Below are 12,676 nucleotides of genomic sequence, written 5' to 3'. Positions count from 1 at the left end.
ACCCGCACCCCCGGAAGGAGCGCGCGTCATGCCCCGCCCCCAGGAGCGTACGAAGCCTCGCGGCGGCTGGGGCGTCGTTGCCGTGGTCGCCCTCAGCGGCACCTTCCTCCTCACCAACGGGCTCGACCTGAACGGCGGTCCGCCGCAGCCCGCGCAGGCAGCCTCCCTGGTCAGTGACCCGGCCCACGACGAGGCCGCGCGCCGCCTCCCGCCGGCCCCGCAGCCGCTGAAGTACTCCCCGCCGACCCGGATCCGGATCCCGGCCGTACAGGTCGACGCCCCCGTCACGCGCGTCGGACTCGACGCCGAGGGCTGGGTGGACGCCCCGCCGCCGCAGGACAGGAATCTGGCCGGCTGGTACGGGGGCTCCCCCGCCCCGGGCACCCGGGGCACGGCGGTGATCGACGGTCACGTGGACAACGAGCAGGGTCCGGCCGTCTTCTACACCCTCGGCTCGCTCGAGCGGGGCCGGCACATCGAGGTGGACCGACAGGACGGCCGCACCGCCGTGTTCACGGTCTACGGCATCGAGGTCGTGGGTAAGAACGACTTCCCGGCGACGCGGATCTACGGCCCCAAGGGCGCCCCCGAACTCCGCGTGATCACCTGCGGCGGCGGCTTCTCGAAGAGGGACGGCTACGACGGCAATGTGGTCGTCTTCGCCCGCCTGACGGAGATCCGCGGATAGAGCCGACCCAGGTACGGACACCCGAACCACCAGGTCCAGTCACGTACGGCCACTTCCGATCATCTCGTCATCTGCCCGTTACCTTCGGGTCTAGCGTCCTCCCCCAAGCACCGACGGAGGAAGGACGTGAGGCCCTCGTGGCCAGTCATCGAAAGCCCAGGCAGCGCCCGCTCAACGGCGGCACGGCACGGAGCACCGTACGCACCACCGCCGCCACCCTCGCCCTCGCGGGCGCTGCCACCGCCACCGCGTTCGAAGGCACGTCCCACGCCGATCCGCAGCCGACGCCCTCACAGGTCAAGGCGGAGATGGACCGGCTCTACGAGGAGGCCGAGGCCGCGACGGAGCGGTACAACGGGGCGAAGGAGAAGGCCGACGAGGCGCAGCGCGCGCTCGACGGACTGCGGGACGAGACCGCCCGCAAGACCGACCGGCTCAACACGGCCCGCTCCGCCCTCGGTTCGCTGGCCGCGACCCAGTACCGCAGCGGCACGCTGGGCGCCGCCGTACAGCTCGCGATGTCCGACGATCCGCAGGAGTACCTGGACCGGGCCGCGCTCATCACCCGCGCCGGGAACCGCAACGCGGCCGAGATCTCGGCCGTGCGGCGGGGGCTCGACGAGGTCGGGAAGCTCAAGGACCAGGCCACCGGGCGCCTCGTCGAGCTACGGTCCCGGCAGCGCGAACTCGCGGGCCACAAGGTCGAGATCGAGGAGAAGCTGACCGCCGCGCAGCGGCTGCTGGCCAAGCTGACGGCCGAGCAGCGTGCGGCCTACGAGGCCCGCTCGGCCGGCCCGACCCCGAGCGGCCCCGCCTCGAGCGGCCCCGCCACCCAGGCTCCGCCGCCCTCCGACGGCTCCCGCGCGGCCCGCGCGGTGGCCTTCGCGTACGGGGCGATCGGCAAGCCGTACGTGTGGGGGGCGACGGGCCCGGGCTCCTACGACTGCTCCGGTCTGACCCAGGCCGCCTGGCGCGCGGCCGGGGTCTCGCTGCCGCGCACCACCTACACGCAGATCAACGCGGGACGGCGGATCTCGCGCGACGCGCTGGCCCCCGGCGACCTGGTGTTCTTCTACTCGGGCGTCACGCACGTCGGCATGTACATCGGCAACGGCCAGATGATCCACGCCCCGCGCCCCGGCTCCACGGTCCGCGTCGCCCCGGTGGACTCGATGCCCTGGGCCGGCGCCTCGCGGCCCGCCTGAACTCCGGGGTGGCGACCCGCGGTCAGATCAGCCGGCGGGCCGTCGCCCAGCGGGTCAGCTCGTGGCGGTTGGAGAGCTGGAGCTTGCGCAGCACCGCCGAGACGTGGGATTCCACCGTCTTGACCGAGATGAACAGCTGCTTGGCGATCTCCTTGTACGCGTACCCGCGCGCGATCAGCCGCAGCACCTCGCGCTCGCGCTGGGTGAGGCGGTCCAGGTCCTCGTCGACCGGCGGGGCGTCCGTGGAGGCGAAGGCGTCGAGCACGAAGCCCGCGAGGCGCGGCGAGAACACCGCGTCCCCGTCCTGGACGCGGAAGACCGAGTCCACCAGGTCGGTGCCGGTGATGGTCTTGGTGACGTAGCCGCGGGCGCCGCCCCGGATGACTCCGATGACGTCCTCGGCGGCGTCCGACACCGACAGGGCCAGGAACCGCACCGGGTCCTCGACGGCGCCCATCAGCGGGGCGCAGCGGCGCAGGACCTCGACGCCGCCGCCACCGGGCAGGTGGACGTCGAGGAGCACCACCTCGGGGCGGGTGGCGGTGATGACGGTGACGGCCTGGTCCACGTCGGCGGCCTCGCCGACGACCTCGACCCCGGTCCGCTCGGTCTCGCCGATCTCGGCCTGTACCCCGGTGCGGAACATCCGGTGGTCGTCGACGAGCACCACCCGGACCCTCCTGGTCACGCCGCCGGTGCTCGCGCTGTCCTCGGTCATGCTGCCTTCGCCGCCCTCTCCATCTCCAGCTCGACTTCCGTGCCGCCGTCGGGCGCGGACCGCAGTCGCGCGGTCCCGCCGTTGCGCTGCATCCGGCCGATGATCGATTCTCGTACGCCCATGCGGTCGTCCGGTACCGCGTCCATGTCGAAGCCCGGTCCGCGGTCCCGTACGGACACGAACACCGTCTGGCCCTCCACCTCGGCGTACACCTGGACGGGACCGCCGTCGCCACCGTACTTGGCGGCATTGACCATCGCCTCGCGCGCGGCCTGCATCTGTGCGGCCAGCTTCTCGTCGAGGGGGCAGTCGCCGACGACGACCACCTCGATCTGGACCCCGTGGTGGTCCTCCACCTCGGCGGCGGTCTTCTTCACCGCCTCGGCCAGCGTCGTCGGCTCCTCGCCCTCGTCCTTGCCGGTGCCCTCGGGCTTGTACAGCCAGTTGCGCAGCTCCCGCTCCTGGGCCCGGGCGAGGCGGCGCACCTCGCCGACGTCCTCGGCGTTGCGCTGGATCAGGGTGAGGGTGTGCAGTACGGAGTCGTGGACGTGGGCGGCCACCTCGGCGCGCTCCTGGGCGCGGATGCGCATCAGGCGCTCCTCGGAGAGGTCCTGGGTCATCCGGATCAGCCAGGGTCCCGCCAGGAGGGCGACACCGACGAGGACGGCGAGGGTGGCGGTCAGGACGTTGCCCAGCTGGGCGGCGGAGCCTCGGACCACGATGAAGACGGTCAGGCCCACGCCGACCAGGGCGACGCCCGCGAGCGCGCGGGCGGCCTGCAGCAGCCGGGCGTGCCGGCCGGCGGCCGCGTTCCAGTGGGCGCGGCGGGCGTTGTCGGCCTGGCGCCAGACGAGGACCACGCCGGCTCCGACGAGCAGGGTCGGCCACACGTACCGTCCGGAGCTGCCGCCGACCTGGACCTTGGAGATGAAGATGCCCGCGCCGACGCACAGCGCGATCAGCGCGGTGATCTGGCCCCGCTCGGGCTTGCGCAGCCGCCGGGTGCCGTCGGGGAGGGTGTCGAAGTAGGAGCGGTGGCCGCTGCGGCCGCCGACGCCGAGCGGTACGAAGACCCAGAACGCGGCGTAGAGCAGCACGCCGAGTCCGTCGCCCCACATGAGCAGGCCGAGGAAGGCGAGCCGGACCCAGACGACGGGCAGGCCCAGGTGCCCGGCGAGGCCGCGCGCGACTCCGCCGAGCATCCGGCCGTCGGCGCTGCGGTAGAGCTTGCGCTGCGGCGTCTCGTCGGAGTCCGGTGCGTACGGCGGGCGGGGGGCGGCTGCTACGGGCATGTCACCGATGGTCACACGCGCGCGGCGCCCGTGGCATCAGGGCAGCCCCCCAGTTCTCTCGGGGGGATATCAGGGTTGCGCCAGGGTAGATCCGGATGCCCGCGGCGCCGCCGGACCGTCACCATGTACGCATGACCGAAGTACACGATTCCCCGCCGCCGGACGCTGGAGCCGGCCGGAGCGCGGCCGGCCCGGGCGCCGGCTCCGCTTCGCCGCTCGCCGAGCGCCCTCCCCTGCGCCGCACCAAGCGCGACAAGGTGCTCGCGGGCGTGTGCGGCGGGCTGGGCCGGTACTTCGGTCTCGACCCGGTGATCTTCCGGATCGTGCTCGGCGTCCTCGCCGTCACCGGCGGCGTCGGCCTGATCTTCTACGGCTTCGCGTGGCTGCTCCTGCCCCAGGAGGGCGAGGAGGACAGCGAGGTGAAGAAGCTGCTGACCGGCCGGGTCGAGGGCTCGACGCTGGCGGCGGTGTTCGCCGCGCTGGTGGGCTGCGCCCTGTTCCTGTCGATGCTGGACAACGGCGGCCTGGCGGTCTTCTCCGTCCTGGCCGTCCTGGCCCTGGGCGGCGCGGCGTACTGGTCGCAGCGGCGGCGGAGCGGGTCCGGCGCGGCTCCCGAGGAGAAGGCCGCGCCGGGCGCCGAGTTCGTGTACCCGGCGGCGACCCGCACGGGGCACCGCACCGCGCACAGTCCGGCGCCGCCCGAGACCCAGGCGCCGCCCACGCCCGGCGGCCCGTCCTGGTGGCGGGATCCGCTGGTCAAGGACGGCACGACCGGGCCGGTCGGTTCGACGGGGTACCTGTGGGGCCCCGAGGACTCGCCCGAGGTCGCCCCCGGCAGCGGCCCGGCCACGGCTCCGCCGTTCCGGGAGCGCGTCTCCGGGGAGCACCCGGGCGGCATCGGCGGCCGGGTGTTCGTGCTGGCCGCGCTGGCCGGGAGCACAGCCACCGCCGCGGTCTGGGAAGGCAGCACCCTGAGCCATGCCCTGCAGGTCGGCTTCGCCGCCGGCCTCGCCGTCTTCGGCCTGGGGCTCGCGGTGAGTTCGTTCAAGGGCCGCACGGGCTTCGGCACGATCCTCCTCTCGGTGATCACGGCCGTCCTGCTGGCCGGGGCGGTCGCGCTGCCGAAGGACATCAGCACCGACTGGCGCGTCGTGGACTGGCATCCGACCGCGGTGTCCGAGGTGGCTCCGGTGTACGAGGCGGGCACCGGGCTCGCCACCTTGGACCTCAGCCACGTGGACGTGCCCAAGGGCACGACCATCCCCGTCCGCGCCTCCATCGACGCGGGCCGGCTGCGGGTGATCCTCCCGAGGGAGGTCACCGCGAAGACGGAGGCGACGATCAGGCTGGGCGACATCCAGATGCCGGGCGACAACGGCGAGGACATACGGGTGCGCAACCGCACCGAGACCCGGACGGCGACCCTGCCCCCCGAATCGGGCACCAAGGCCGGCGGCACGATCGAGCTGCACCTGAGCGCGGGTGTGGGACAGGTGGAGGTGGCCCGTGCGGCGTCATGAGTTCCAGCCGGGACGGCTGATCGCGGGACTGGTCCTGATGGCGGCCGGGGTGCTCTATCTCCTCGGCGCGGCCGGCGAGGCCGATCCGCCCTGGTTCTTCGTCCTCATGATGGCCGCGGGCGGTCTGGCCTTCGCGGCCGTCGTGGGGCTGGTGACCTACGCCGTGCGCCGCGACCGGCGCGAGCGGATCAGCGAGTCCAGCGAGAGGTAGGGCGCTCCGGCGAGGATCAGCGGGGTCCAGGCCATCAGGTAGATCAGGTCGTTGCCGTAGTAGTACGGGGTCACCGCCCAGGAGACGGTGAGCCACAGGCTGAGCGAGATCAGCGCCCCGCCGACGGCGGCGATCCGGGTCAGCAGGCCGGCCAGGACCCCCAGGCCGACCAGGAGTTCCCCGATGGCCAGGGCCACGGCGAAGCCGACGGGCGCCTTCAGGGCCAGGTCCACCATGGCCGGGATCGCCGAGGTGTCGCGCACCCCGTCCATCAGTTCGCCGATGGAGCCGCTGCCGGTGGCGGAGAGGAAGGCGGAGTCGGTCAGCTTGTCCAGGCCGGCGTAGACGAAGGTCACGCCGAGGAAGATCCGCAGGGGCAGGAGCGCGTGGCGGGCGGCGAGCTCGCGCAGACCGCACAGATCGCGCCGGCGGCTCTGTCCGGTGGGTGCGTCAGGGGCGCCGGAGGGGACGTCAGTTCGGGTCACGCGCTATGTGTACCCGTTTCACTCGGCCACGTCGATGGTGCACCGGTTTGATTCCACCCCGGCAGCGGTGACGACCTGGATCTCGATCCGCCCCGGCTCCACCTCCGCCGGGACCGGCACGGTCAGTACGGCGTCGGACGGGTTGGTGAAACCGCCCGCCACCGGGACCAGCGGTACGTGCACATGGACCGCGCCCACCCGGACCACCAGCCGGGCCAGCATCTCCGGTGTCTGCGCCCCCGGCGGGACGAAGCCCAGTCCGCGGATCTCGATGTCGTCCCCGGGCCGGATCGCCGCGTCCAGATCCCCGGGCTCGCGTCTGCGCACCACCGACAGGACCAGCGGGCGGCTGCCCTCCGCGTACTTCGCCGCCAGGTACACGGCCGCCGACAGCGCCACCAGCAGCGCCAGCGCCCACGGCAGCGCCGGCAGCCGGTCCGGGAACCGGGCCAGTGAGACCGCCGCGAAGGCCAGCACCACCGTGGAGACCAGCACGTACTGGGCGTCCGGGAAGGAACCCCGGCCCGCGTCGTCCGTCAGCAGGTCCGCCCCGGTGGGACGGTCCGCCGGCAGCTTCTGCAGCCGCTGCCCCATGATCCGTACGGAGACCACCCGGCGCACCAGCACCGCGACCCCCGAGGTCAGCCCGAGCACCGCCAGCAGCGGCAGCGCCCGGTCGAAGGCGAGCCCCTCGTACAGCGCCTGGCGCTCGGGTCCCGGCGAGGAGGCCGCGAGCCGCAGCGCGGGCAGCAGCGTCGCGAAGGCGGTGAGCACCAGCCAGGCGCTCGGCACCACCTTCGAGGTGGACAGCCGGTTGTCCTCGCCGACCAGCGGGGCCAGCAGACCGCCCCGGACCGTCTGCGCGCGGGCCGCCACCGTCAGCAGCGCGGCCAGCACGAGCGCGGCCAGCAGCCCGGCGGTGCGCGTCGTGGACCAGCCGGTGCCGAGCGCGGTGCCGACCTGGACCAGGAGCAGCACCCCCGCGGCGATCCACACGGCGAGGACCGCCCGCCGGGAGAACAGGTAGAGCCAGGAGCTGCCCGCCTCCCGGCCCCGGTCGGCGACCATCCGGGCCGAGAGGGTCAGCTCGTCGGAGACCCACTGGCGGGAGGCCCCGAGGGAGTGGGCCACGGCGGCCGGCACCCCCTGCCCGGAGGCGAACTCGTCGCGCTTCTCCAGGAACGCTGCGACCGCCCGGCGGTGCCCCTCTCGTGTGCAGTCCTCGCAGGCACAGGCCGCGGTATGGGTGCTTCTGGACATCTCTTGGACAGCCACGAACGTGCCGCCTCTCTGAACTACGGTGCGATGCCAGCGAATTGTGCACCACTGCGGCAGTGTTCCGGATTGCGCACGATGTCAGAGCAGGTGATTAACCGTTCATGATGTTGACGGACCCGCTCCTGAGGTCTCCAGCAGCGGCTGGCAGTTGACCCAGGCCGCGAGATCGGACCCGAACCGCTCCCGGGTCGCGAGGGCGCTGTGGTGGCTGATGAGCACCGTCTTCCCGGCCGCCCGCGCGATCAGCTGGACCTGCGCGGCCCGCTCCGCCGCGATGAACCACCATGCGGCGGCCTCCACCGAGTCGCCGACCGTCAGCAGCCCGAGGTTGCGCAGGACCAGCGCCTTGTAGGGGCCGAGCGCGCTCGCGATCCGCTCGGCGTCCCCGCCGCCCACGTCCCCGCCGCCCAAGGCCCCGCCGACCGAGAACTCGTCGAGCAGCGCGTGGTCCTCGTAGAAGGCGCAGGCCTCCTGCGTGACGGGGGCGAGCAGTTCGCCGAGCGCGGCGAGCGCCCTGCCGTACGGGGCCTGCGTGCGGACGACGGCCACCACGGCGGGCCGGGCGCGGTGGACGGCCGCGTGCACGGCGAAGGCCAGCTGGTTGACCCTGCGCTCCCCCTGGCGGACCCGCCCCTCCCCGTCGACGAGCAGCAGGTCCTCGGGGCCGATCGCGCCGAAGGCCCGGCCGAAGGGGTTCACCCAGTAGCAGTCCTCGAACTCCGGGTCCCGGGCGCTGACGTGCCCGCCCACCCCGTCCTCGTACCCGAGCCGGCCCAGCAGCCGCAGCGCCCCGGCGAGCCGCTCCTTGCGGTGCGCGCGCTCCTGCGCGGCGGTGGCGAACACCGGCGGCATCTCGAAGCCCAGCCGCTCGACGGGCACGGGTGCGGGTGCACTGGCTGGTGGCTCGGTCATGGCCCCTCCTTCAAGGTCGCGGCGCAAAGTACCCGCGACCGGCCGAAGAGGCCATACACGCGGCGAGGCCGCCGCTCCCGTACGGGAGCGGCGGCCTCGTCACCTACTGCGGGGCGCGTGGGGGGGTTACTCCCACTCGATGGTGCCCGGGGGCTTGCTCGTGCAGTCCAGGACCACGCGGTTCACGTCCGGCACCTCGTTGGTGATGCGGGTGGAGATCCGCGCGAGCACCTCGTACGGCATGCGCGTCCAGTCCGCGGTCATCGCGTCCTCGGAGGAGACGGGGCGCAGCACGATCGGGTGGCCGTAGGTACGGCCGTCGCCCTGGACGCCGACGCTGCGGACATCGGCCAGCAGGACGACCGGGCACTGCCAGATCTCCTTGTCCAGGCCGGCTGCCGTGAGCTCGTGGCGGGCGATGGCGTCGGCCTCGCGGAGCAGGTCCAGGCGCTCCTTGGTGACCTCTCCGACGATGCGGATGCCCAGGCCGGGGCCGGGGAACGGCTGGCGCTGGACGATCTCGGCGGGCAGGCCGAGCTCCTGGCCGACCATCCGGACCTCGTCCTTGAACAGCTGGCGCAGCGGCTCGACGAGCTCGAACTCGATGTCGTCGGGCAGGCCGCCCACGTTGTGGTGGGACTTGATGTTGGCGGTGCCGGTGCCGCCGCCGGACTCGACGACGTCCGGGTACAGGGTGCCCTGGACCAGGAAGGCGACCGCGGGGCCGTCCTCCTGGAGGATCTCCAGCTGGGCCTGCTCGAAGACGCGGATGAACTCGCGGCCGATGATCTTGCGCTTGGTCTCCGGGTCGGAGACCCCGGCCAGCGCGTTCAGGAACCGCTCCTGGGCGTCGACGACCTTCAGCCGCGCGCCGGTGGCGGCGACGAAGTCCTTCTCGACCTGCTCGGTCTCGCCCTTGCGCATCAGACCGTGGTCCACGTACACGCAGGTGAGCTGCGAGCCGATGGCCTTCTGCACGAGGGCCGCGGCGACCGCCGAGTCCACGCCGCCGGACAGGCCGCAGATGGCGCGCTTGTCGCCGACCTGCTCGCGGATGAGGGCGACCTGCTCCTCGACGATGTTGCCGGGGGTCCAGGTGGGCTTGAGGCCCGCGCCACGGTAGAGGAAGTGCTCCAGGATCTGCTGGCCGTGCGTGGAGTGCATCACCTCGGGGTGGTACTGCACGCCGTAGAGCTTCTTCTCGTCGTTCTCGAAGGCCGCGACCGGGACGACGTCGGTCGACGCGGTGACGGTGAAGCCCTCGGGAGCCGCCGAGCAGGCGTCGCCGTGGGACATCCACACCGACTGGTTCTCGGGGGTGCCCTCGAAGAGGGTGGATCCGGCCTTGGAGACGGCCAGCGGGGTACGGCCGTACTCGCGCGAGCCGGTGTTGTCGACGGTGCCGCCGAGGGTGACCGCCATGAGCTGGAAGCCGTAGCACATGCCGAAGACGGGGACGCCGGCCTCGAAGATCGCGCCGTCGAGCTGGGGGGCGCCCTCCTCGTACACGGAGGACGGTCCGCCGGAGAGGATGATCGCCTTCGGGTTCTTGGCGAGCATCTCGGCCACGGGCATCGTGCTGGGCACGACCTCGGAGTAGACCCGTGCCTCGCGGACGCGGCGGGCGATCAGCTGCGCGTACTGGGCGCCGAAGTCGACGACGAGCACCGTGTCCGGGGCGCTGTCGTGGGTGGCGAAGGTGGCTTCTGGCACGGGGCAGGCCTTCCGGCGGAAGAGGGGGTTGTTTTGTCGATTCTAACGGGGGACGGATACCCCTCTTCGTCTCAGTGTCCGAACCGGCTTGGCACGGAGCGGGACAGAGGGTCATAATCCCTCCATGCGCAAGCAGCTGAGCTTCCTCTTTACCTATGGCACCGGCCGGTCCGGTCGCCATGGGTCATCGTGATGCTCGCTTGAGCCACTGACTTCCCAGAGCGCCCCGGTCCGACAGGACCGGGGCGCTCTGGCGTTTCCGCTCCTGCCGGCCCTCACCCACAGGAGACCGACCATGACCATGACGACGACCACGATCCCGAACACGATCGCCCCCGAGCAGCTGATCGCCGGCTCCCGCGAGCGGATCGACGCCATCGACGACCGGATCATCGGCCTGATCCAGGAACGGATGGCCGTCTCGACCGTGATCCAGGAGGCCCGGATCGGCTCGGGCGGGCGCCGGGTGCACCTGTCGCGGGAGATGGAGGTCCTGACCCACTGGAGCGACGCCCTCGGCAAGCCCGGCACCGCGCTCGCGATGACCTTGCTGGAGCTGTGCCGCGGCCGGGTCTGAGCCCCGCCGCGGTGCCCGTGACGCCTGTTCGTCACCCGTCCGGACCGTGACCGCCCCCGCGGCGCTTCGTTGATGCGGATGACCGTGCCAGCCAGGTGCGGGACCGCAGCACCACGCGTGGCTCGCTGGAGCGATGAGACGCACCCCCTGCCGGGCGTGCGTCGTGGGACCTCGCTCCTTCATGTGACCGGACGGCAGGGGACAGCAGCCTGGTCACCACACAAAGGACGGCCGGCCCGGGGGACGCCCCGGACCGGCCGTTCTTCTGTTTCCCCCGTCTACTGATCTCCCCCGTTGACGCTCTCCCCCGGTGCTACGCGCGGCCGGTGGACCGGCGGCGGAACGCGAGGAACACCGCGCCACCGGCGGCGACGAGCGCCGCGCCCGCGATCAGGACCGGCCCCGCGCTGGCGCCCGTCTCGGCGAGGCCGCCGTTCGGGGTCTTGCCGTTACCGGAACTGGCGCCCGGGCTCGGAGTGGTGCTCGTACCCGGCGTGGCCGTCGGGCTCGTGGAGGACGTCGGCTTCGGGCCGGGGGTGGTCGGAGCCGGCGTGGGCGTGACCTGCTTGCCGTTGATCACGAAGGCGGCCTTGTCGTTGGCGTGCAGCGGGTCCCAGCTGATCGGCGCCGCACCCTCGGGGGACCAGCTGCCGACCGTGACGGACCCGGTGGCCTCCGCGATCACCTTCTCGATCTTCAGCTCGAACGGGAAGGCGAACTTCTCCTTCTCCCCGATCACGTGCGAGGTCGGGCAGAAGTAGCGCGGGGCGCCCAGCTGCTGCTCGCGGTAGCCGGCCGAGGCCGTGACGGCCCTGCAGGACTTCGGCGCCTTGGTGACCTTCGCGCCCGCCGGGATCACGATGTCAGCCATGGCGACGTCCTCGCCCGAGCGGAGGTAGGCGACCCACGCGGGGCCGTCGTTGCGGAAGCCGAGGTCGGCCTCGACGGTCTCGCCCGCCTTGCCCTTCACGGAGGTGGGGACGGCGACCAGGTCGGCGGTGTTCTTCACCTGGAAGTCGAACTCGTGCTGGTTGTTCCACGGGTCCAGGTCCGCCGCCTGCGGCGCGGCCTTGGCCGAACGCGCCTTGAGGCCCAGCTTCTTGCCCGTGCGGGGCGTGCTGCGCTTCTGCGTGGACTTCGGCTCGGAGCCCGCCTCGTGCACGCCGTAGACCAGCCCGTCGATGAAGGCGTGCGGAGCGGCCTTGAGGGTCAGCGCGCCGGCGATCTCCCAGACCTCGCCCGCCTTGATCTCGTTGTCGAAGGTGCAGACCGTCCTGCCCCAGCCCACGTTCCAGGGCTGGCCCGTGCTGTCGTCCTGGCCGTAGGCGCAGTTGTCGTACTGCTCGACCAGGCCCATGCCGTGCGTGGTGTTCAGCTCCAGCGCCACGCCCTTGACGGACTCGGTGCCCGCGTTGGCGAAGACGATCGGGAGCGGCTGGCTCTCACCCGGGACGAGCTTCGCCTTCAGCTTGGCCTCTTCCAGCACCAGGTCCGGACCGCCGACCCGGACCTTGGTCGTGGTGGGCCTGAAGGTGGCGCCCACCGCCGCGCCGGTCATCGTCAGGTCGACGGCCGTGCCGGTCTTGCTGCCCTTGGCCGCGGTGAGGTCGAGGGACACGACCTCGCTTCCGTGGGTCCAGACCGCCCAGTACGTGCAGGTGACCTTCGCCGCCGTCAGGGTGCAGTCGTTGGACCGGTCCGGGGTGAGCTTCACGTCGGCGACGCCCTTGAGGGGGCTCAGGTCGATCGTGTAGGTGCTCTTCTCGCCGAAGTCCTTGCCGGTCTCGTTCTCGACGACGAAACCGACCGTGGTCGGCTGCGGCTTCCCGGTGCCCCCCGGGTGCGGGTGCAGGCCCATCTCCGCCGGGCTGATGAGCGTGAAAACCGGGTCCGCCGCGTTCGCGGGGGTGGCGGCCAGGCCGACGGCCACCAGGCCGGCTGCCGCCAGCAGGGAGATGCGCTTTCTCATGCCGACCTTGACCCGCGAGGGCCCTGTCCGGTTGCGCTCTTCACCCTGTGACGCACACCACACCTCTGTCACGGGATCCGGCTACAACCATCCGAGCCGCACGGCTGT

At 72.4% G+C, this 12,676-nt stretch carries 12 protein-coding genes; 5 read left to right on the top strand and 7 right to left on the bottom strand.

Translation table 11 applies throughout. The annotated features are described in order from the left end of the window. The first annotated feature begins 28 nt into the window (after positions 1-28). Positions 29-688 (top strand): class F sortase, encoded by a 660-nt coding sequence (locus tag OG435_RS27800; RefSeq protein WP_266880675.1) that lies wholly within the window; start codon positions 29-31, stop codon positions 686-688. 137 nt (positions 689-825) lie between these two features. Further along, the gene (locus OG435_RS27795) at positions 826-1,893 is read left to right on the top strand and encodes a C40 family peptidase (RefSeq protein WP_266880674.1); all 1,068 of its coding nucleotides are present in this window, start codon (positions 826-828) and stop codon (positions 1,891-1,893) included. A gap of 22 nt (positions 1,894-1,915) precedes the next feature. On the opposite strand, the gene OG435_RS27790 is transcribed toward OG435_RS27795, so the two are convergent. Both OG435_RS27790 and OG435_RS27785 read right to left on the bottom strand, forming a co-directional pair. Beyond that, positions 1,916-2,611, bottom strand: coding sequence for a LuxR C-terminal-related transcriptional regulator (locus OG435_RS27790; RefSeq protein WP_243333471.1), 696 nt, complete (start codon positions 2,609-2,611; stop codon positions 1,916-1,918). Beyond that, positions 2,608-3,903, bottom strand: a complete 1,296-nt coding sequence (locus OG435_RS27785) for an ATP-binding protein (RefSeq protein ID WP_266880673.1) — start codon at positions 3,901-3,903, stop codon at positions 2,608-2,610. Before OG435_RS27785 ends, OG435_RS27790 begins: the two co-directional genes overlap by 4 nt. A gap of 131 nt (positions 3,904-4,034) precedes the next feature. Here OG435_RS27785 and OG435_RS27780 point away from each other — a divergent pair, with 131 nt between their 5' ends. Both OG435_RS27780 and OG435_RS27775 read left to right on the top strand, forming a co-directional pair. Then, positions 4,035-5,423, top strand: a complete 1,389-nt coding sequence (locus OG435_RS27780; protein ID WP_266880672.1) for a PspC domain-containing protein — start codon at positions 4,035-4,037, stop codon at positions 5,421-5,423. Next, positions 5,410-5,634, top strand: a complete 225-nt coding sequence (locus OG435_RS27775; RefSeq protein WP_266880671.1) for a hypothetical protein — start codon at positions 5,410-5,412, stop codon at positions 5,632-5,634. Before OG435_RS27780 ends, OG435_RS27775 begins: the two co-directional genes overlap by 14 nt. On the opposite strand, the gene OG435_RS27770 is transcribed toward OG435_RS27775, so the two are convergent. The 4 genes from OG435_RS27770 to guaA all read right to left on the bottom strand — a co-directional run bounded on the left by OG435_RS27770 (position 5,580) and on the right by guaA (position 10,022). Beyond that, positions 5,580-6,053 carry a DoxX family protein gene (locus OG435_RS27770; RefSeq protein ID WP_266882125.1) on the bottom strand — a complete coding sequence of 158 codons (474 nt, stop codon included), beginning with the start codon at positions 6,051-6,053 and terminating at the stop codon, positions 5,580-5,582. The two genes, OG435_RS27775 and OG435_RS27770, sit on opposite strands and share 55 nt — an antisense overlap. Positions 6,054-6,137: 84 nt before the next feature. Continuing rightward, positions 6,138-7,394, bottom strand: coding sequence for a hypothetical protein (locus OG435_RS27765; RefSeq protein ID WP_266880670.1), 1,257 nt, complete (start codon positions 7,392-7,394; stop codon positions 6,138-6,140). A gap of 102 nt (positions 7,395-7,496) precedes the next feature. Continuing rightward, a complete protein-coding gene (locus tag OG435_RS27760; RefSeq protein ID WP_266880669.1) occupies positions 7,497-8,309 on the bottom strand; it encodes a class II aldolase/adducin family protein in 813 nt (270 codons plus the stop codon). A 126-nt stretch (positions 8,310-8,435) separates the two neighbouring features. Continuing rightward, positions 8,436-10,022 (bottom strand): glutamine-hydrolyzing GMP synthase, encoded by a 1,587-nt coding sequence (guaA, locus tag OG435_RS27755; RefSeq protein ID WP_266880668.1) that lies wholly within the window; start codon positions 10,020-10,022, stop codon positions 8,436-8,438. Between the two features lie 295 nt (positions 10,023-10,317). On the opposite strand from guaA, the gene OG435_RS27750 reads away from it, so the two are divergent. Continuing rightward, complete coding sequence (locus tag OG435_RS27750) at positions 10,318-10,599, top strand: chorismate mutase (RefSeq protein WP_266880667.1); 282 nt, start codon at positions 10,318-10,320, stop codon at positions 10,597-10,599. 313 nt (positions 10,600-10,912) lie between these two features. On the opposite strand, the gene OG435_RS27745 is transcribed toward OG435_RS27750, so the two are convergent. Next, on the bottom strand, positions 10,913-12,568 hold the full coding sequence (locus tag OG435_RS27745; RefSeq protein ID WP_266880666.1) for a peptidase: 1,656 nt from the start codon (positions 12,566-12,568) through the stop codon (positions 10,913-10,915). Between the last annotated feature and the right edge of the window lie 108 nt (positions 12,569-12,676).

Origin of the sequence: Streptomyces sp. NBC_01264 (assembly GCF_026340675.1) — a bacterium.
Lineage (GTDB): Bacteria > Actinomycetota > Actinomycetes > Streptomycetales > Streptomycetaceae > Streptomyces.
The sequence above is the reverse complement of the archived record's forward strand: the minus strand, read 5'-3'. Positions and strand labels throughout refer to the sequence as shown.

Coding starts and splice junctions, on each gene's coding strand:
- OG435_RS27800 (WP_266880675.1), top strand. CDS start 29: ATGCCCCGCCCCCAGGAGCGTACGAAGCCTCGCGGCGGCTGGGGCGTC.
- OG435_RS27790 (WP_243333471.1), bottom strand. CDS start 2,611: ATGACCGAGGACAGCGCGAGCACCGGCGGCGTGACCAGGAGGGTCCGG.
- OG435_RS27785 (WP_266880673.1), bottom strand. CDS start 3,903: ATGCCCGTAGCAGCCGCCCCCCGCCCGCCGTACGCACCGGACTCCGAC.
- OG435_RS27780 (WP_266880672.1), top strand. CDS start 4,035: ATGACCGAAGTACACGATTCCCCGCCGCCGGACGCTGGAGCCGGCCGG.
- OG435_RS27760 (WP_266880669.1), bottom strand. CDS start 8,309: ATGACCGAGCCACCAGCCAGTGCACCCGCACCCGTGCCCGTCGAGCGG.
- OG435_RS27750 (WP_266880667.1), top strand. CDS start 10,318: ATGACCATGACGACGACCACGATCCCGAACACGATCGCCCCCGAGCAG.
- OG435_RS27745 (WP_266880666.1), bottom strand. CDS start 12,568: ATGAGAAAGCGCATCTCCCTGCTGGCGGCAGCCGGCCTGGTGGCCGTC.